At 71.6% G+C, this 16,939-nt stretch carries 19 protein-coding genes; 6 read left to right on the forward strand and 13 right to left on the reverse strand.

The window, feature by feature from the left end; translation table 11 throughout:
* Positions 1-169: 169 nt before the first annotated feature.
* Both QE388_RS11340 and QE388_RS11345 read right to left on the reverse strand, forming a co-directional pair.
* Entirely contained in the window at positions 170-1,360 is a 1,191-nt protein-coding gene (locus tag QE388_RS11340) for an NAD(P)/FAD-dependent oxidoreductase (RefSeq protein WP_307385395.1), read from the reverse strand.
* A 65-nt stretch (positions 1,361-1,425) separates the two neighbouring features.
* Positions 1,426-1,752 (reverse strand): ATP-dependent DNA ligase, encoded by a 327-nt coding sequence (locus tag QE388_RS11345; protein WP_275796008.1) that lies wholly within the window; start codon positions 1,750-1,752, stop codon positions 1,426-1,428.
* A gap of 248 nt (positions 1,753-2,000) precedes the next feature.
* On the opposite strand from QE388_RS11345, the gene QE388_RS11350 reads away from it, so the two are divergent.
* Entirely contained in the window at positions 2,001-2,363 is a 363-nt protein-coding gene (locus tag QE388_RS11350) for a hypothetical protein (RefSeq protein ID WP_058597067.1), read from the forward strand.
* A gap of 112 nt (positions 2,364-2,475) precedes the next feature.
* On the opposite strand, the gene QE388_RS11355 is transcribed toward QE388_RS11350, so the two are convergent.
* From QE388_RS11355 to QE388_RS11370, 4 genes are all read right to left on the reverse strand, one after another.
* Positions 2,476-3,456: a glycosyltransferase family 2 protein gene (locus tag QE388_RS11355; RefSeq protein WP_307385397.1), complete on the reverse strand. Its 981-nt coding sequence runs from the start codon at positions 3,454-3,456 to the stop codon at positions 2,476-2,478.
* A gap of 3 nt (positions 3,457-3,459) precedes the next feature.
* Positions 3,460-3,660: a CDGSH iron-sulfur domain-containing protein gene (locus QE388_RS11360; RefSeq protein WP_307385398.1), complete on the reverse strand. Its 201-nt coding sequence runs from the start codon at positions 3,658-3,660 to the stop codon at positions 3,460-3,462.
* Positions 3,657-4,724, reverse strand: coding sequence for an iron-containing redox enzyme family protein (locus QE388_RS11365; RefSeq protein ID WP_373426621.1), 1,068 nt, complete (start codon positions 4,722-4,724; stop codon positions 3,657-3,659). The genes QE388_RS11360 and QE388_RS11365 overlap by 4 nt, the downstream gene beginning before the upstream one ends.
* Positions 4,725-4,930: 206 nt before the next feature.
* Positions 4,931-5,386: an Hsp20/alpha crystallin family protein gene (locus QE388_RS11370; RefSeq protein ID WP_058615312.1), complete on the reverse strand. Its 456-nt coding sequence runs from the start codon at positions 5,384-5,386 to the stop codon at positions 4,931-4,933.
* Positions 5,387-5,619: 233 nt separating this feature from the next.
* On the opposite strand from QE388_RS11370, the gene QE388_RS11375 reads away from it, so the two are divergent.
* From QE388_RS11375 to QE388_RS11385, 3 genes are all read left to right on the forward strand, one after another.
* Entirely contained in the window at positions 5,620-6,501 is an 882-nt protein-coding gene (locus QE388_RS11375; protein ID WP_307385399.1) for a manganese catalase family protein, read from the forward strand.
* Positions 6,498-7,064: a DUF2231 domain-containing protein gene (locus QE388_RS11380; protein WP_307385401.1), complete on the forward strand. Its 567-nt coding sequence runs from the start codon at positions 6,498-6,500 to the stop codon at positions 7,062-7,064. Before QE388_RS11375 ends, QE388_RS11380 begins: the two co-directional genes overlap by 4 nt.
* Before the next feature lie 511 nt (positions 7,065-7,575).
* Entirely contained in the window at positions 7,576-8,403 is an 828-nt protein-coding gene (locus QE388_RS11385; protein ID WP_275800596.1) for a UbiA family prenyltransferase, read from the forward strand.
* Between the two features lie 205 nt (positions 8,404-8,608).
* Here QE388_RS11385 and QE388_RS11390 read toward each other — a convergent pair whose 3' ends face one another.
* The 6 genes from QE388_RS11390 to QE388_RS11415 are packed head-to-tail and all read right to left on the reverse strand — an operon-like array spanning position 8,609 to position 13,598.
* The gene (locus QE388_RS11390; RefSeq protein WP_275800571.1) at positions 8,609-9,364 is read right to left on the reverse strand and encodes an SDR family NAD(P)-dependent oxidoreductase; all 756 of its coding nucleotides are present in this window, start codon (positions 9,362-9,364) and stop codon (positions 8,609-8,611) included.
* The gene (locus tag QE388_RS11395; protein ID WP_307385404.1) at positions 9,361-10,212 is read right to left on the reverse strand and encodes a fumarylacetoacetate hydrolase family protein; all 852 of its coding nucleotides are present in this window, start codon (positions 10,210-10,212) and stop codon (positions 9,361-9,363) included. Before QE388_RS11395 ends, QE388_RS11390 begins: the two co-directional genes overlap by 4 nt.
* 23 nt (positions 10,213-10,235) lie before the next feature.
* Entirely contained in the window at positions 10,236-11,177 is a 942-nt protein-coding gene (locus QE388_RS11400; protein WP_307385405.1) for a sugar kinase, read from the reverse strand.
* Positions 11,174-11,824 carry a bifunctional 4-hydroxy-2-oxoglutarate aldolase/2-dehydro-3-deoxy-phosphogluconate aldolase gene (locus QE388_RS11405; protein ID WP_307385406.1) on the reverse strand — a complete coding sequence of 217 codons (651 nt, stop codon included), beginning with the start codon at positions 11,822-11,824 and terminating at the stop codon, positions 11,174-11,176. The genes QE388_RS11400 and QE388_RS11405 overlap by 4 nt, the downstream gene beginning before the upstream one ends.
* Positions 11,821-12,579, reverse strand: coding sequence for an SDR family oxidoreductase (locus QE388_RS11410; protein WP_307385408.1), 759 nt, complete (start codon positions 12,577-12,579; stop codon positions 11,821-11,823). Before QE388_RS11410 ends, QE388_RS11405 begins: the two co-directional genes overlap by 4 nt.
* Entirely contained in the window at positions 12,576-13,598 is a 1,023-nt protein-coding gene (locus tag QE388_RS11415) for a zinc-binding dehydrogenase (RefSeq protein ID WP_307385410.1), read from the reverse strand. Before QE388_RS11415 ends, QE388_RS11410 begins: the two co-directional genes overlap by 4 nt.
* 208 nt (positions 13,599-13,806) lie before the next feature.
* Between QE388_RS11415 and QE388_RS11420 the strand changes: the two genes are divergently transcribed.
* Together QE388_RS11420 and QE388_RS11425 are read left to right on the forward strand one after the other, a co-directional pair.
* Entirely contained in the window at positions 13,807-14,784 is a 978-nt protein-coding gene (locus QE388_RS11420) for an aldo/keto reductase (protein WP_275800580.1), read from the forward strand.
* Positions 14,781-16,082, forward strand: coding sequence for an L-fuconate dehydratase (locus tag QE388_RS11425; RefSeq protein WP_058630023.1), 1,302 nt, complete (start codon positions 14,781-14,783; stop codon positions 16,080-16,082). The genes QE388_RS11420 and QE388_RS11425 overlap by 4 nt, the downstream gene beginning before the upstream one ends.
* Positions 16,083-16,085: 3 nt before the next feature.
* Here the strand turns inward: QE388_RS11425 and QE388_RS11430 are convergent, their stop codons facing one another.
* The gene (locus QE388_RS11430) at positions 16,086-16,823 is read right to left on the reverse strand and encodes a FadR/GntR family transcriptional regulator (protein ID WP_058597079.1); all 738 of its coding nucleotides are present in this window, start codon (positions 16,821-16,823) and stop codon (positions 16,086-16,088) included.
* Positions 16,824-16,939 lie beyond the last annotated feature (116 nt).

Consider the following 16,939-nt stretch of genomic DNA (forward strand, 5'->3'; position numbering starts at 1 on the left):
CGGCGCCCCGGATGCCGGGTGGGCGCCCCGGATGCCGGGTCGGCGCCGGGTGCCGGGTCGGCGCGCCGGGTGTCGCGAGCGGGCGGGTCGCGCGGACGTCGGGTCGTCGCTCCGCGGTCGCTCGTGCGAACGCCCCGGAGCGTGGGGCGGAACCGCCGGGAGCCCCGTGTCAGGCACGCCCCCGCAGGATCAGGTGCCAGTACACCCAGGGCAGCACCCGGCGGTCGGCGATCCAGGACAGGTAACGCTCCCGGTACAGCGAGCGCCAGAACGGGATCGTCGGCTGCAGCCGGCCCCACCGGTCGAACTCCGCGAACACGACCGTGCCGCGCGACACCGTGAACGGCACCACGCTGTACCCGTTGTACTTCTGGTTGGGCGCGCGTCCCTCCAGAACGGCGCGCAGGTTCTTCACGAGCGCCTTGGCCTGCTGACGAATCGCGCCGCCCGAGCGCCGGGTGGCGACCGCCGCCGCGTCGCCGACGGCCCAGATCTCCGGGTGCCGCACGTGCTGCAGCGTCTCGGGATCGACGTCGACGAACCCGTGCGGATCATCGGATGCCGCGAGTCCACTGCCCGCGATCCACTCGGGCGCCCGCTGAGGAGGCACGGCGTGCAGCACGTCGTACTCCAGCGTCTCCTCCGCGTCGCCGCGGCCGATCGTGAGCGTGCGGGTCTCGGCATCCACGGATCGAAGGTCACGGCTGTAGCGCACCTCGATGCCGTACTCGTCGAGTTTGCGCCGCAGCTCGCGATCGATCGCCGGGATGCCGAAGGGCACGGGGTCGGGACACACGAAGACGACGCGGATGTCGTCGCGGACGCCGATCGCGCGCCACCAGTCGCACGCGAGGTACATGGGCTTCTGCGCGGCCGCGCCGCACGAGGCCGGCTCGGGCGGTTGCGTGAACACCACGGTCCCCGACCGGAGATCGCGCAGGACCGCGGAGGCCTTCGCGGCCAGCGCGTAGTCGTAGTTCGAGATGCCGGAGTCGGCGGCCATCGCCTCGGGCAGGCCGGGGACCTGTTCCCACGCCATGCGCATCCCGGCGCAGACCACGAGCTGGTCGTAATCGACTCGCCCGCCCGAGACGAGGTGGACTCGCCGGGTGTCGGCATCCACCGTGAAGACCTCGTCGCGCAGCCACCGCACCCCCGGAGGGATGACGTCGGCCTGGGGCCGCGCGGCCTCCGAGGCGCGGGCAGCCCCGCCGGCGATGTGCGACTGCAGGGGAGCGAAGACGTGGAGCGTCCGCGGTTCGATGACCGTGATGTCGGCCAGACCGGCGCGGTGCAGGCGCCCGGCGACCGACAGTCCGGCGTTGCCGCCGCCGACCACGACTATGCGGGGATTCGTCATGCCCTCACGCAACGTCATGTCGTGGACCCGCGCCAGCGCCTTGACAGCCGTGGTGGGTGACGCGCTTACGCGAAGGTGGCGGCGGGGAGGCTGTCGTCCGCGGGTTCCGGCACGACGTACAGACCGGTGGGGGAGTTCGCCGTCGACATCAGCGCTTCGAGCCACGCGCGGTTCACCGCCGGCGGACGTCCGCCGTTGAACTTGAACACGAGGTTCGCTCGGGGGTGAAGCCACACAGCGGTACGTCCGCCGCCCGTGCTGATGTCGTCCTTCCACACGAAGTAGAACGGCTCGCCCCGGCGCAGCTTGTTTCCGATCACGACCTGGAGGTGCGCCAGGAGGCGATCCTCGAAGTCGTTGCGAACGCCGCCCTCGTAGATGAACTTGCCCACGTATCCCTCTCCGCGGGCCATCCCGCTGCTGTGTCCGTGTCATCGAAGCCGCTCGCGAGCTCCACGCGGCCCGGCGCGCGCCGAAGGACGGCCGCTTTGCGTACGAGTCCCCGCACTTTCGCGTCGTCGGGTGGGCCGGCCTAGGTAGTTTTCCCCGTAGTCCTCGTCCTGCCCGTGGCGCTGTCAAGGGGCGGGGCGGTGCGCGTCGCCCGCGATGGGATGAAGGGGTTCAAACGAAAGGACCTCTCATGAGCGACGCCTCGATCGACCCGTCCACCCCCGACGTTCCCGTCACCGACCCCGACGGCGGTCTCTCGGGTGCCCAGCCGTTGCGCGACGGCGACACTTCCATCGAGCCCGATCCCGCGCTCGACCCCGCGCAGGCGGAGTGGGATGCCACGACGGCCGTCGATGCCGGTGTCGACCCCGAGGACATCAACCCCGCGACGGCCACCGGTGCCGACCCGGCCGAGATCCCCGCGGACGACAGCGACATCCCGCTCGAGGACATCCACCCGGAGTCGACCGGGACCGACTCGCAGGGGGAGGACCCCGGCATCGTCGAGCTCGGTGAGGAAGGCCAGGGCGACCTCGCTCCCGAAGACCTCTGACCGCTTCGCGTCGCCCCCGGCTCCTGCGGCGGGGCGGCGCGGGGCGAAACTCCTGAGTTTCTGTGGTCCAGCGGGCAGCAGGTCGCGGATCTCCACCCCTGCGCCACACTTCTCAGGAGTCTCGTCCGCCGCGAGAGCGGACGGCGTCGTCCGTAACCCGCAGGCGCAGCGTCCGCAACGGTGTCGCCGCCAGCCGCAGACGTGCGCCGGCGTACGGCACGCCGCCGCGGAGCCGGAGTCCGACGGCCGCCCAGCTGCAGAGGCCGCGCTCGATGGCCCAGACCGGCACCCACAGCGCCGCGGACCGTGGGTAGACGGCCCCACCGCCCGCGCGACGGCGACCGAGTTCCCCGAGCCCGATCACCGCGAGGGTGAGGAAGGCCAGGATGCCGCGCCGCCGACGCAGGCGCCACACGACGGGGATGATCGCCAGCTCGGCCATGAGCCGCACCGGCTGGGCATGACTGTCGTACGCCTGGCGGACGCGCTGCGACCAGAACCGGCGCGCGGACGGAGGTCGTCGGGGCACGAAAAGGTCGCGCCGCGCGCGTACTCGCCCTCCGCCTGCGCGCACGGTGCGCTCCATCTCGCAGTTCTCGAACAGGGCGTCTGCGTCGTATCCGCGAGGCAGGGCTGACCGGCGGAGCCCATACGTCCCGGGGTAATCGGCTCCGAGGGCGCGGTTCACGAGCGACCGCGCCGTGTCCCAGTGGGCGTGCCAGGGGCGCGGGAAGAAGACGTTCTGCGGCTTGACCAGGTCGGCATCCTGAAGCTCCGTCACGAGGGCCGCGAGGGTGTCGGGCGTGTGGCGCACGTCGTCGTCGGCGAGGACGACGCGCTCGTGACGAGCGACCGCGAGCCCGCTCAGCACGCCGCGGACCTTGCCGTTCGCCCCGCCCTCGACGGCGGGCTGCACGTGGCGCACGTGCCCTCCCCACGCGTGGGCGTGCGCGCGGAAGAGCGCCGGCGCGGAACCGTCCACCACGGTCACGTCGATCCACCGCGAGAGGTCGCGCAGATAGGCGGTCAGCTCGTCGAGGTCGTGGTCGTCGTGCCACCGCAGCGGCAGCACGTACTCGGCGTCGACGCGCACGGCTCAGTCGTCGGTGCGGAACCCGGATGCCTTGTGGGTGCCGTCGCAGTAGGGCTTGATCGTCGACAGGCCGCAGCGGCAGAGCGCCACCGTGCGCCGGGTTCGGGCGACGGGCTCGCCCTCGCTCGTGCGGATCTCGGCGTCCCCGCGGACGAGGAGCGGACCGTCGGGGTAGGCGGTGATGGTGACGGGGTCGTCGCTCATCGTGCATCCTCTTCACGCAACGACGATTCGCCCCGCGACCAGGCGTCGAGCATGTGCCGGCCCACCCGCGCATCGACCTCGAGGCACACCGCCGCGCCGAACAGGATGTCGGCGAGCAGGTCGGGGCGGTCTTCGGCGAGGGCGCCGGCCAGGTCGTGTCCGGCGATCTGTTCGTGCACCGCATCCGCTTCGACGTGCTCGTCGAAGTACTCGCAGACGTCGTCGTCGAACCCGAGCCGACGTAGCCCCTCGGCGTAGAGACGGTTGGGGATGGACGAGGTCATCTCGAACGCGGCGAGATGCCCGACGATCGCGCCCAGCAGGCGCCGATTGAGGCCGAACATCGACATGGCGTTGTGCGATGCGAGGGTCACGGCTGGCACCTCGTCGATGTACGCTCCGTACTCGGCATCCAGGCCTGCGGCGCGGACCGCGCGGGCGAAGAGGGTCGCGTGCACGCGGTCCGGGCGGCCGCCGCCGTACTCGTCGGACTGGATCTCGACGAGCGCCGCCTTCGGGCGCCCGGTCAACCGCGGGATCGCCCACGAGTGCGGGTCCGCTTCCCGGAGCGTGTAGATCGTGCGCTGGACGAGGAACTCGCGCGCCTGGTCGAGGGTCGCCTTCCGAGCAAGGTGGCGCGACAGGCTCGGGCCGGTGTCGGCGCCGGTCATCGTGAAGAGCGCGCGGGCCACGGCATCCGCTGTCGCCGCCGGAAGCGCGGGAACCTCGACGCTTCGCCGCAGCGAGAGATCGAAAGCCGTCTCGATCACGCGGCGCGTGGCGATGAGGCTCGGGTTCCACTCCAGGTCGGCGCGGAAGGCGGGGATGGATCCGTACGACGACGCGTACAGCGCGAACAGGGCCAGCTGCAGATCCTCGTCGCGTTCGATGTCGACGGATGCCGCGACCGCGGCGTCGGCGAGAGCCGTGTGGGCGGTGACGGCACCGTGGACGAGGTGGTCGAGCACGGCGGCGCTGACCGGGCCGCGCGGACGGAAGGGCAGGGTGGGCGCGACGGCGCGATCGTCCGGGGGGCTCAGGGGGGAGGGGATGGTGACAGACACCTCGGCACTCTGCGGCGGTCAGCGCGCTGCGCCGAGGGCCTTGACACCGAGCGCGGGCACGACCGGCCGTGCCCTCCGCGCACGCGGCGTTTGCCCCGCGCGCACGGCGGGGCGCGCCCGTCGCCCACCTTCACGGTTGCGCCCATGCACCGCGCGCAGACGGCGAGGGGGCCGGCCCCGGAAGGCCGGCCCCCTCGTGGTGCGACTCACTGCTCGATGAGCTGCGGGGTGCTCTCGTGCGCTTCGATGACGCCGTCGTGGTCGTCGGTCGAGACGGCGATGCGGCGCGGCTTCGCCTTCTCGCTGACCGGGATCGTGACGCTGAGCACGCCGTTGCGGTACGACGCGCTGATGTTGTCGGTGTCGATGCCCTGGCCGAGGTTGAGCTGCCGCACGAACGAGGCCGTCTCGCGCTCGCGGGTGATCCACTTCACGCCTTCGCCCGAGGAGAGCGTGCGTTCGGCGCGGATCGTGAGCAGCTGACCGTCGACGTCGATGTCGACCGATCCCGGGTCGACGCCCGGGAGGTCGGCGGCGAGGACGTAGTGGTCACCATCGCGGTAGAGGTCCATCGGCATCCGTCGCGGTCCGCCGCCGCGGCGAGCGTCGAGAAGGGTCGACGCGAGGCGGTCGAGGTCGCGGAAGGGGTCGTAGGTGGCCATGTCGATACTCCTTTTCGATCTGTCCGTTGAAGTTGAGTCGTGTTCGCTCAACTGCGACCAGATTAGCACTCTCGGGATGAGAGTGCCAAGACCCCGGGTGCGCGATTGTCACGCACTCCGTGGCCGACGACAACCCCCGTGCCGAACCCGTCGAGCGACCCGTTTCGTAGCCCCCAACGCGCCACCCCGGTCGACCGACCGAGCATCCCCCCACGGCGCGGTGAGGAGAGACGATGTACTTCCACCGGCAAGAGCTCCAGCATTCCGCGACCCCCGAGAAGCCCGACGCGGTCTACGCCCGCAAGCTCCAGGAGGTGCTGGGCGGGCAGTACGGCGAGATCTCGGTCGCGATGCAGTACCAGTTCCAGGCCTGGAACATGCACATGCCCGGCAAGTACCGGGATCTCGTGTTCGGGATCGGCGCCGAAGAGATGGGCCACGTCGAGATGCTCGCGATCATGATCGCCCAGCTGCTCGAGAAGGCCCCGCTCGGCATCACCGAGGAGGCCGTGCAGAACGACCCGACCGTCGCCGCGGTCATCGGCGGCACCGACATCCAGCACGGGATCGTCGCGGGGGCCGGCGCGCGCCCGGTCGACTCGATGGGCAACCCGTGGCAGGGCAGCTTCGTCACCGCGAGCGGCAACCTCCTCGCCGACTTCACGGCGAACGCGAACGCCGAGATGCAGGGGCGCGTGCAGGTCGCGCGGCTCTACCACCAGACCGACGACCACGGCGTGAAGGACCTGCTCGCGTTCCTGCTCGCACGCGACACCATGCACCAGAACCAGTGGGCAGCGGCCGCCGCCGAACTGCAGGCCGAGGGGCTCGAGAAGCTCCCGGTGCCGAGCAACTTCCCCCTCGACAAGGAGGATCGCGACGTGTCGTACCAGTACATCAATTTCAGCGACGGGAAGCAGGCCGGAGACGGTACCTGGGCCTCGGGCCCGACCCCCGACGGCAAGGGCGAGTTCACCTACCTGCCGGAGCCGCCCGCGGGCGTGCCGATGCCCCCGCCCACGCACCCCGACGCCCGGTTCTACGGCACGACCGAGCTGCCGAACACGGTCGAGAAGCTCGCCGGTCGCGCGCAGGACGCGCTGCACAAGGAATGAGCGGGGCGGATGCCGCGGTGCCGGGGCCCTCGACGGTCTCGGCACCGCGGAGCGGAGCGAGCTTCCCCGCGATGCGCGCGGCCAAGGTTCCCCGGGCGATCGTCGCGGGGCCGTACGGCCATCCGTTCCATCCGGTCGCGGTGACGATCCCGATCGGGGCGTGGTCGTCGAGCCTGGTGTTCGATCTGCTCGGGCTCGCCGCCGACGACCCTCGGGCTTTCGCGACGGGCTCGCGCTGGCTCATCGGAATCGGTCTCGGCGGGGCCGCGTTCGCCTCGGTGCTCGGGCTGCTGGACATGTCGCGCATCCCGTCCGGGACCCCCGCTCGCCGGACCGCGCTCGCGCACCTGGTGCTCAACGTCACGGCGATGGTGCTGTTCTCGCTCGGTCTGCTCGTGCGTCTCCTCGACCTCGGCCGCGTGCCGGTCGTCGCCTTCGCTCTGAGCGCCGTGGCTTCTCTCGGTCTCGGCGTCTCCGGCTGGCTCGGCGGCAAGCTCGCGTACCGCTGGGGCGTCCGTGTCGCCGACGAGAACACGCAGCGAGAGGGCTTCGAGACCGCCTGAGGGTCGCGTCGTCTCCGTTTCGGAACCCGGATGCCATGGCATCCGGGTTCCGTCGTTCCCCCGTCGCGGTCGTGCCGGGACGTGTGCCGTCGGGCGGAGTTCGTCGGCGACACGCCGGGTGGGGGTGTGGGGTGGCGGCGTGTCGGGGAGGGGCTCCGCACGACGGTACGCGGGGACGGGTGGCCGGGGAGGCCTGTGGCCGTGTCGCGGCTGTGCTGGGACGCGTGCCGTCGGGCGGAGTTCGTGAGCGGCACGCCGGGGGAGCGGTCTCGGGATCGGCGTGTCGGGCGAGGTCTCCGCGTGACGGCACGGTTGGCCGGGAGACCTCGTGGATGACGAAAGTGGCAGGACGTGTACCGTCGCGCGGACCTCGGCGGCGACACGCCGGCGCCGCGGGCTCGGGACCGGCGCGCCGCGCCCCGACTCCGCGCGACGGCACGGCGCGCCGGGTGAAAACTCCGCACGACGGCACGCCGCGCCGACCGCCCTCGCCGCACGATAGCGTCGACGAATGACGGATGCCGCGGCGAAGCCGCACCTCGTGCGGGCCCTCTGGGGCGCGACCCATCCCGGTCCCACGCTCGTGGTCACCGTCCTCTCCCTCGCGCTCGGGATCGCGGCGGGCGTCGAGCCCGCGCGCCTCGCGCTGCTCGTGGTGGCCGTCTTCGCGGGTCAGGTCTCGGTGGGGCTCTCCAACGACGCGATCGACGGGGCGCGTGACGCGGCCGTCGGCCGCACCGACAAGCCCATCGCCGGGGGAGCGGTCACCCCGGAGCGTGCGCTCGCGGTGGCCGTGGCATCCGCGATCCTCGCCGTGGGGCTCTCGGTGCCGCTGGGCCCGGGGCTCGTCGCGGCGCACGCCATCGCGCTCGGCTCGGCCTGGGCCTACAACGCCGGGCTGAAGTCGACGCCGTTCTCGATCGCGCCCTTCGTGTTGAGCTTCGGGCTCTTCCCCTCGTTCGCGACGCTGTCAACCGTCCCTCCGGCGCTCGCGGCGCCCTGGGCGTCCGTCGCCGGGGCGGCGCTCGGAGCAGCCGTCCACCTCACCAACGTCGTGCGCGACCTCGACGACGACCGCCGCACCGGGGTGCGGGGACTCCCGCACCGTCTCGGAGCGCGCGCCTCGGTGGTCCTGGCCGCGTGCGGGATCCTCGCCGGCGCGATCGCGGTGCTTCGGGGCACGGATGCCACGGCCCTGGGCCTCGTCTTCTTCGTGGCGGTGGCGGCGGTCGCGGTCGCCGCGGTGGTCATGGTGTTCGTGCGATCGCCGGGGCGGGCGGTGTTCCAGCTGACGATGCTGGCGGCGCTGCTGCTCGCCGCGCAGCTCGTCGTGGCGTGACGGCGCGGGCCGCTGGGCAACGGCCCGGTGGCTTCGACGGGCTCAGCCACCTGTGTTGCGGGGGTGGGGGCGGGGTCCGGTGGCTTCGACGGGCTCAGCCACCTGGGCTGCGGGGGTGGTGCGCTGCTCAGCCACCGGCAGTGAAGCGGTCGGGGCGGGGCACCGACGGACTGAGCCGCCGCGGCGCCCCGCCCCGGACCGCGGACTACTGCGGGCGCACCCGGAGGTGCGTCACGCCGCCGTCGACCTCGAGGGCCGTGCCCGTGGTCGACCCCGACAGCGGGCTCGCGAGGTACAGGATCGCCCCGGCGACCTCGTCGGGCGTGACCATGCGGCCCGTCGCCTGGCGGGCGTCGAGCGCGGCACGCTCGGCGACCGGGTCGGGGAAGTTCTGCAGCATCCGCTCGACGAAGGGCGTCGACACCGTGCCGGGGCTCACGCAGTTCACCCGCACGCCCTCGCGCACATGGTCGGTCGCCATCGCGTAGGTGAGCGAGAGGATCGCTCCCTTCGAAGCGTTGTAGACGGCGCGCTGGGGGAGGCCGTTGAGCGCCCCGATCGAGCACACGTTGACGATCGACGCGTGCTCCGAGCGCTTAAGGTACGGGAGTGCTGCGGCGCACGCGCGGGCGGTGCCGCGCACGTTGATGTTCAGCACACGGTCCCAGTCGGCCTCGGTGGCCTCCTCGACGGTTCCCACGCAGCTCACACCCGCGCTGTTCACCAGCACGTCGACGCCGCCGAATCGGTCCGCGACGGCGGCCAGGGCGGCATCCACGGAGTCCCGGTCGGTGACGTCCGCCCCGAATCCGGTCAGGCCCTCGTCGAGATGATCGGTGACCAGGTCGAGCACCGCCACCCGTGCGCCCCGCGCGGCGAACGCCTGTGCCGTCGCCAGTCCGATGCCCGAGGCTCCGCCGGTCACGACGACGGACAGACCGTCGAACTCGCCGGCGCTCATGCCTGCACCATCGTCTGACGCGCGCGGCCGAGACCGTCGATCTCGAGCTCCACCACGTCGCCGGCTCGAAGATAGGGCATGTCCGGGAGCCCCATGGCCACGCCCGCGGGGGTCCCCGTGTTCACCAGGTCGCCCGGGCGCAGCACCATGAACTGCGACAGGTACCAGACGACGTACGCGACCGGGAAGATCTGCGCCGAGGTCGAGCCGTTCTGCCGTTCGACGCCGTTCACCGAGAGGCGCAGGCCGAGAGCCTGCGGGTCTTCGATGTCGGATGCCGGCACCAGGTCGGGTCCGAGGGGGTTGAACGTCTCGCAGCTCTTGCCCTTGTCCCACTGGCCGCCGCGCTCGAGCTGGAACTCGCGCTCGGAGACGTCGTGCGAGACGACGTATCCCGCCACGTGGGCGAGCGCCTCGTCGGGGGAGGACAGGTACCGCGCGGTCGAGCCGATCACGACCCCGAGCTCGACCTCCCAGTCCGTCTTCGTCGATCCGCGCGGAATGAGCACGTCGTCGAAGGGGCCGACGATCGTCGAGGGGTCTTTCATGAAGACGACCGGCTCGGCGGGCACCGCGGCACCTGTCTCGGCCGCGTGGTCGTGGTAGTTCAGCCCGATGCACACGATCTTGCCCGGGGCGGCGATCGGCGCTCCGACACGGAGGGCGTCGGCATCGGCGAGCGGTGTCAGCTCGCCGCGTGCGGCCGCGGCACGCGCGCGGGCCAGACCGTCGGCGGCGAGGAACGCCCCGTCGATGTCGGCGGTCAGCGGCCGCAGGTCGTACACGGCACCGTCGTGGCGCAGGACGGGGATCTCGGCGCCGGGGTCACCGAGTCGAGCGAAGGTCATGGGTTCTCCTTGGGGTGGATGGTTCAGCGGGTGACGGGGTCGGCGGATGCCGCGCCGTCGAGCTCGGATCGTCGGATGCCGCCCTGCCAGTCGCCGGGATGCAGGCAGGCGTACGCGCCGGCCAGCGATGCCGTGCGCAGGCGGGTCGCGGCGTCGCCGCCGAGGAGGCGCTCGGACAGGTATCCGGCGGCGAACGCGTCACCGGCGCCGACGGTGTCGACGGGGGTGATCGGGACGGCGGCCACGCGATGGAGGTCGCCGTCGACGACCGCGACGGCCCCGTCGCCGCCGAAGGTGACGACGGCCTCGGCGGGACCGGCCGCGGCCAGCGCGCGGGCGAGGTCTTCCGGAGCCGTGTGCGCGTGCAGCATCCGGGCTTCGTCGTCGCTCGCGAAGACGATGTCGGCGCGGGCGATCACGTGCGCGTACGCGGCGACGGCCTCGGCGTGGGCCCAGAGACGGCTGCGGTGGTTCACGGCGAACGACACCAGGGCGCCGGCTGCGCGAGCACGGTCGACCGCGACGACCACGGCGTCGCGCGCCGACTCCGACAGGGCGAGCGTGACACCGGTCACGTGCAGGATGTCGCCGGCGGAGAGGGGAAGCCCGTCGAGGTCGGCGGCCTCGAGACGGCTCCCCGCGCTGCCGCGGCGGTAGTAGTCGACGGTCGTGGCCCCCGCGCGCGGCGTCGACTTGAGCATGAGACCGGTGGGCGCGCCGGTGTCGACCAGGGCTCGGACCTCGACGCCCTCCGAACGCAGGTCTCCCACCACGCGACGCCCCAGAGCGTCATCGCCGACGCGGCCGAGCCACGTCACGGGGATCCCGAGGCGGGCGAGTCCGATCGCGGTGTTCCCCTCGGCCCCGCCGGTCGCGACGTGCGCCTGCGACTGGTGCTCCCAGCCCCCGACACCGGCACCGAGGACGAGCCCCATGCTCTCGCCGAGCGTGACGACGCGGCTCATCGGGCGGACCGTGCGTCGTCGCGGATGCGGGCGCAGTCGGCGGCTGCCGCCGCGATCGCGTCGAAATCGCCGCGCGCGATCGCGTCGCGCGGAACCATCCAGCTGCCGCTCGCCGCGAGCACCCACGGACGACGGAGGTAGTCGCCGAGACTGTCGGGCGAGACGCCGCCGCTCGGCACGAATCGCATACCGGGGAACGGTCCGTGCAGGGCATCGAGGTAGCTCGCGCCCCCGAGGTGCCCGGCGGGGAAGACCTTCACGTCCGTGAACCCGTCGGACAGGGCCCGCTGGACCTCGGTGGGCGTGGCCACTCCCGGCACGACCGCGACGCCGCCGGCGCGCAGCCGGTCGGCGATCGCGGGGTCGTACCCCGGCGTGACGGCGAAGGTCGCGCCTGCGTCGATCGCGGCATCCGCCTGCTCGACGGTCAGCACCGTCCCCGCACCCGCGAGGAACCCGTCGATGCCGGAGGTCGCGGAGATCGCCGCGAGTCCCGCGGGGGTGCGCAGAGTGAACTCCGCGCAACCGATACCCCCGTCGCGCAGGGCGAGGGCGAGATCCCGCGCGCGATCGGCGTCGTCGAGCACCACGACGGGGACGATACCTACGGAGCTGAGGCGTTCGGTGAGCGAGGACGAGTCGTTCATCGCCCGAGCCACCCCCCGTCGACCGGGAGCGTGATGCCCGACACGTAGTCCGAGGCGCGGGAGGCGAGGAACACCGTCGCCCCGGCGAGATCGGATGCCTCGCCCCAGCGCCCCGCCGGGATGCGGTCGAGGATGGCAGTCGAGCGGGCGCTGTCGGCGCGCAGGGCCTCGGTGTTGTCGGTGGCGATGTAGCCCGGCGCGATCGCATTGACGTTGACGCCCTGGGACGCCCACTCGTTCGCGAGGGCCTTGGTGAGCCCGGCGATGCCCGACTTGGCCGCCGTGTAGCCCGGCACGTTGATTCCGCCTTGGAAGCTCAGCAGCGAGGCGGTGAAGATGATCTTGCCCCGACCGCGTTCGAGCATCTGCCGGGCGACCGCCTGCGTGAGACGGAACTGGCTGCTCAGGTTGATCTGCACCACCCGGTCCCACGCGTCCAGCGGGTGCTCCGCCGCCGGGGCGCGCTCGATGGTGCCGGCGTTGTTGACGAGGATGTCGATATGGCGTCCGGAAAGCTCCGCCGACAGCGCGTCGACCGCCGACGGGTCGCCGAAGTCGCACGCAATTCCGGTGAAGGAGCGACCGGTGGCCGTCACCGCGCGTTCGATCTCGCTGCCCGACGTCGATTGCGAGGCACTGACCCCGATGATGTCGGCCCCCGCCTCGGCGAGGCCGAGCGCCATCGCGAAGCCGATCCCGCGTCGGGCGCCCGTGACGACGGCGGTCGTGCCTTCGAGGGAGAACAGCCCGCTCATGCCTGGCCTCCCACGTCGACGAGGATCTTCATCGCGCGGCCGGCCTCGAGGTCGGCGAAGGCCTCGGCGGTGGCGCTGAGCGGCACGATGCGGGTGATGAGCAGATCGGTGGGGATCACACCGCCGGCGACGAGCTCGACGGCGGTCTCGAAGTCGGGACGTTGGTAGACGCGCGCGCCGAGCAGGCGCAGCTCGCGCCAGAACATCCGCTGCAGGTCGATCTCACGCGGAGTCGGATGGATGGCGACGACCACGATGGTGCCGCGCACCTTCGCCAGGCCCGTGGCACCGCGAACGGCGGCAGCCGCTCCCGAGACCTCGAACACGACGTCGGCGCCCGCGCCCCCGGTCCATTCCTCGACCACGGCGACCTGGTCGCGCTCGCGGGGATCGAGGGTGGCGAAGCCGAGCTCCTCGATCTGCGCGCGGCGCTTCTCGTCGAGCTCGATCACGAGCACCTCGGCGCCGACATGGCGGGCGACGCACGCGATGAGGACGCCGATCGGGCCACCGCCGATGACCACGGCCTTGTCGCCGGGCGCGAGCTCGGCGCGGCGCACGTCGTGCACGGCGACGGCGATGGGCTCGACGAGGGCGGCGTGATCCAGTGCGATCCCCTCCGGCAGACGCACGAGCGTCTCGACCGGCACGTTCCACAGCCCCTGGAGCGAGCCGGGGGAGTCGATGCCGATGAAATCGAGGTTCTGACAGATGTGCTGGTTGCCGGCGCGGCAGGCGGGGCAGGTTCCGTCCCACGCGAGCGGCATCACGGTGACCCCGTCGCCGACCGCCCATCCTTCGACGCCCTCGCCGAGGGAAGCGATCGTGCCGCTCATCTCGTGACCGAAGACGAGCGGCGTCTGCACCCGCGCGTCCATCGAGCCGTGCAGGATGTGCAGGTCCGTCCCGCAGAGGCCGGTGTAGGCCACGCGGATCTGCACCTGGCCGGGACCGGGAGGGGTGGCATCTGCCTGCCGGACGTCGATCGTGTGATCGCCCACGTAGGCTGCTGTCAACATTGACTCTCCTAAAGATCAGATGACTCTCGCATCCATCATGCACCACAGGTGGTCATATGTCTTGGTTTCGCCACCAATGACGGGCCAGAAAGCGGTTTCTATGGCAAGGAGCACGATACCAAGCCGCGAGGGCGCGGGCGGCGCGCGGTAAATATGTCTCAGTCATCGGATGAATGTCGTGTACGCTCAGCGAGACGAAGGAGGCTCCATGCGAACGCGTGCACTGCGGCACGGAACACCGCTCACCGAGATCGGTCTGGGTGCCGCCCAACTGGGCAACCTCTACCGCGAGACCACCGAGGCCGAGGCGGACGAGTCCGTCGACGCGGCGTGGGTCGGCGGTATCCGGTACTTCGACACGGCCCCCCACTACGGACTCGGCCTGTCGGAGCGTCGCCTGGGGGCGCGTCTCGCGAACCGGCCTCGCGACGAGTTCGTGATCTCGACCAAGGTCGGGCGCGTGCTCGAGTCGAGCCCCGAGACCGCGGATCTGCGCGATGACGAGGGCTTCGACGTGCCGCGCGACGTCGTCCGCAGGTGGGACTTCAGTCGCGACGGCATCCTGCGCTCGGTCGAGGACTCCCTGCGGCGTACGGGACTCGACCGGTTCGACATCCTCTACCTGCACGATCCCGACGATCACTTCGCGCAGGCGTCCACCGAGGGCATCGGCGCGCTCATCGAGCTGCGCGAGCAGGGGGTCGTCTCGGCCGTCGGTGCCGGGATGAACGCGGCCGACCCGCTCGCCGAGCTCATCCGGCGCGCCGACATCGACGTCGTGATGTGTGCGGGGCGGTACACGCTCCTCGACGACTCCGCTGCCGCAGAGCTTCTGCCGCTCGCCCAGGAGCGCGGAGTCGGCGTCGTCGCCGCCGGGGTCTTCAACTCCGGCCTCCTCAGCGCCCCGCGTCCGCCGGCGGACGCGACCTACGACTACCAGCCCGCGCCCCCGGAGCTCATCGCGCGGGCGAACGCGATCGCCGACGTCAGCGAGCGCCACGGGGTGACCCTGCCCGACGTCGCGGTGGCCTTCGCCCTGCGGCATCCCGCGGTCGTATCCGTCGTGCTCGGCGCGCGAGGACGCCGCCAAGTGACGCAGAACCTCGATCGCGCCGCCACCCCCATCCCCGACGACCTCTGGCTCGACCTCGCCGAGGCCGGCCTCATCTCCCAGGAAGACGCATGACCACGATCACCGCCGTCACCGCGCACGACGTGCGCTTTCCGACCTCGCTCAGCATGGACGGGTCGGATGCCATGAACAAGGACGGCGACTACTCCGCCGCCTACGTGGTGGTGCACACCGACGACCCCGAGCTGAAGGGGTACGGCTTCACGTTCACCATCGGACGCGGCAACGACCTGTGCGTGGAGGCGGCGCGTCAGCGTGGACTGCCCCTCGTCGGACGCTCGGTCGAAGATGCCGTCGCCGACCTCGGGGGCGTCTACCGCGAGCTCGCGTCCGACTCGCAGCTGCGCTGGCTCGGTCCCGAGAAGGGCGTCGTGCACCTCGGCATGGCCGCGGTCATGAACGCCATGTGGGACCTCGCCGCCCGGGTCGCGCAGAAGCCCCTGTGGCGTCTGCTCGCCGACATGACCCCGGAGCAGCTCGTCGACGTCGCCGACATGCGCTACCTGTCGGACGCCCTCACGCGCGAGGAGGCCATCGGCATCCTGACCGAGCTCGCTCCCACGCGCGCCGCGCGCATCGCCGAGCTCGAGGGCCGCGGCGGCTACCCCTGCTACACCACGAGTGCCGGCTGGCTCGGGTACAGCGACGACAAGTTGCGGCGTCTGCTGCAGGAGGCCGTCGACGAGGGGTACCGCCACGTCAAGCTCAAGGTCGGCGCGAGCCTCGACGACGACATCCGGCGTCTGCGCATCGCGCGAGAGGTGATCGGGTGGGATGCCAACCTGATGATCGACGCGAACCAGGTCTGGGACGTCCCCGAGGCGATCGAGTGGATGAGCCACCTCGCCGAGTTCAAGCCGCTGTGGATCGAAGAGCCCACGAGCCCCGACGACGTTCTCGGGCACGCCGCGGTGCGCAAGGCCGTCGCCCCGATCGGGGTCGCGACCGGCGAGCACGGGATGAACCGGGTGCTGTTCAAGCAGATGTTCCAGGCCGAAGCGATCGACTTCTGCCAGCTCGACTCCGCCCGCCTCGCGAGCGTGAACGAGATCATCGCCGTCTACCTGATGGCCGCGAAGTTCGGGGTACCGGTGTGCCCGCACGCCGGCGGCGTCGGTCTGTGCGAGCTCGTGCAGCACCTGTCGATCTTCGACTTCGTGTGCGTGTCCGGGACGCTCGAGAACCGCGTCACCGAGTTCGTCGACCACCTGCACGAGCACTTCGTCGACCCGTGCATCGTCGAGAACGGCGCGTACGTGCTCCCGTCGCTGCCCGGTTACAGCGCCGAGATGTACGACGCGTCTCTGGCCGAGTACACCTTCCCTGAGGGAACGTACTGGGCGAGCCGGTGACGGCTACTGGGCTTCGGGGTCTTCGTCCGCGTGTGCGGCGCTGAACTCCTCGACGCCCAGGAGGTGCACCTGCATGCGGATGCGAGCCCGGGCGGGATCCCGACGGACGAGTTCGTCGAGGATCGCCCGGTGCTCGGCCTGCGTCTCGCGCACCGACCCGCGGTGCGTGATGGCGCGCCAGAGTCGCGCGCGGAACGTGCGCCCCACGAGCGTGTCGATGATGGCGGCCAGCGCGGGATTGCCGCTCGCTCGGGCGATGATGCGGTGGAACTCGGTGTCGGCGTCGATGAAGCCCTCGAGGTCCATGTCGGGCTCGTTCTCGAGGATCGTGTCGACGACCCCGAGCGTCCGGTCGAGCTGCTGCAGCTCCTCGTCGGTGAGACGCGTGGCGGCGAGCGAGACGGTCTCGGCCTCGAGCATTCGTCGCACCGCCAGCAGGTCGGCGGCGTGGGCGGGCTGCTGGAGGTCGGCGAGGAAGCCGAGCGGGCTCAGCAGGGTGCGGGGGTCGAGCGCCGTCACGTACGTGCCGTCGCCCTGTCGCGTCTCGAGGACCCCGAGCGTCGCGAGCGCCCGGACGCCCTCGCGCAGCGAGCCGCGCGAGACGCCGAGTTGCGCCGCCAGATCTTTCTCGATCGGCAGGCGCGACCCGGGACCGAGCTCCCCTCGCGTCAGCATCGTCTTGATGCCGTCGATGACCACGTCCGTCTGGGAACGCGGTGCGGAGACGAAGTCGTCGGTCATGGCGGTCAGTCTACGGACTGCAAGGATTCATCGGAGGAATTCGGCCGATTCCGCTCGAAACACCCCCGTCGGTGGCGAAAACCTCCGATGATGATTGTCCGAACCCGCCCGAGGAG

It is taken from the genome of Microbacterium sp. SORGH_AS_0969 (genome assembly GCF_030818255.1).
GTDB lineage: Bacteria > Actinomycetota > Actinomycetes > Actinomycetales > Microbacteriaceae > Microbacterium.

Excerpts from the sequence above, each read along its gene's own strand:
- QE388_RS11340 (WP_307385395.1), bottom strand. The coding sequence starts at position 1,360 with ATGACGAATCCCCGCATAGTCGTGGTCGGCGGCGGCAACGCCGGACTG.
- QE388_RS11350 (WP_058597067.1), top strand. The coding sequence starts at position 2,001 with ATGAGCGACGCCTCGATCGACCCGTCCACCCCCGACGTTCCCGTCACC.
- QE388_RS11360 (WP_307385398.1), bottom strand. The coding sequence starts at position 3,660 with ATGAGCGACGACCCCGTCACCATCACCGCCTACCCCGACGGTCCGCTC.
- QE388_RS11370 (WP_058615312.1), bottom strand. The coding sequence starts at position 5,386 with ATGGCCACCTACGACCCCTTCCGCGACCTCGACCGCCTCGCGTCGACC.
- QE388_RS11375 (WP_307385399.1), top strand. The coding sequence starts at position 5,620 with ATGTACTTCCACCGGCAAGAGCTCCAGCATTCCGCGACCCCCGAGAAG.
- QE388_RS11380 (WP_307385401.1), top strand. The coding sequence starts at position 6,498 with ATGAGCGGGGCGGATGCCGCGGTGCCGGGGCCCTCGACGGTCTCGGCA.
- QE388_RS11385 (WP_275800596.1), top strand. The coding sequence starts at position 7,576 with ATGACGGATGCCGCGGCGAAGCCGCACCTCGTGCGGGCCCTCTGGGGC.
- QE388_RS11390 (WP_275800571.1), bottom strand. The coding sequence starts at position 9,364 with ATGAGCGCCGGCGAGTTCGACGGTCTGTCCGTCGTCGTGACCGGCGGA.
- QE388_RS11395 (WP_307385404.1), bottom strand. The coding sequence starts at position 10,212 with ATGACCTTCGCTCGACTCGGTGACCCCGGCGCCGAGATCCCCGTCCTG.
- QE388_RS11400 (WP_307385405.1), bottom strand. The coding sequence starts at position 11,177 with ATGAGCCGCGTCGTCACGCTCGGCGAGAGCATGGGGCTCGTCCTCGGT.
- QE388_RS11405 (WP_307385406.1), bottom strand. The coding sequence starts at position 11,824 with ATGAACGACTCGTCCTCGCTCACCGAACGCCTCAGCTCCGTAGGTATC.
- QE388_RS11410 (WP_307385408.1), bottom strand. The coding sequence starts at position 12,579 with ATGAGCGGGCTGTTCTCCCTCGAAGGCACGACCGCCGTCGTCACGGGC.
- QE388_RS11415 (WP_307385410.1), bottom strand. The coding sequence starts at position 13,598 with ATGTTGACAGCAGCCTACGTGGGCGATCACACGATCGACGTCCGGCAG.
- QE388_RS11420 (WP_275800580.1), top strand. The coding sequence starts at position 13,807 with ATGCGAACGCGTGCACTGCGGCACGGAACACCGCTCACCGAGATCGGT.
- QE388_RS11425 (WP_058630023.1), top strand. The coding sequence starts at position 14,781 with ATGACCACGATCACCGCCGTCACCGCGCACGACGTGCGCTTTCCGACC.
- QE388_RS11430 (WP_058597079.1), bottom strand. The coding sequence starts at position 16,823 with ATGACCGACGACTTCGTCTCCGCACCGCGTTCCCAGACGGACGTGGTC.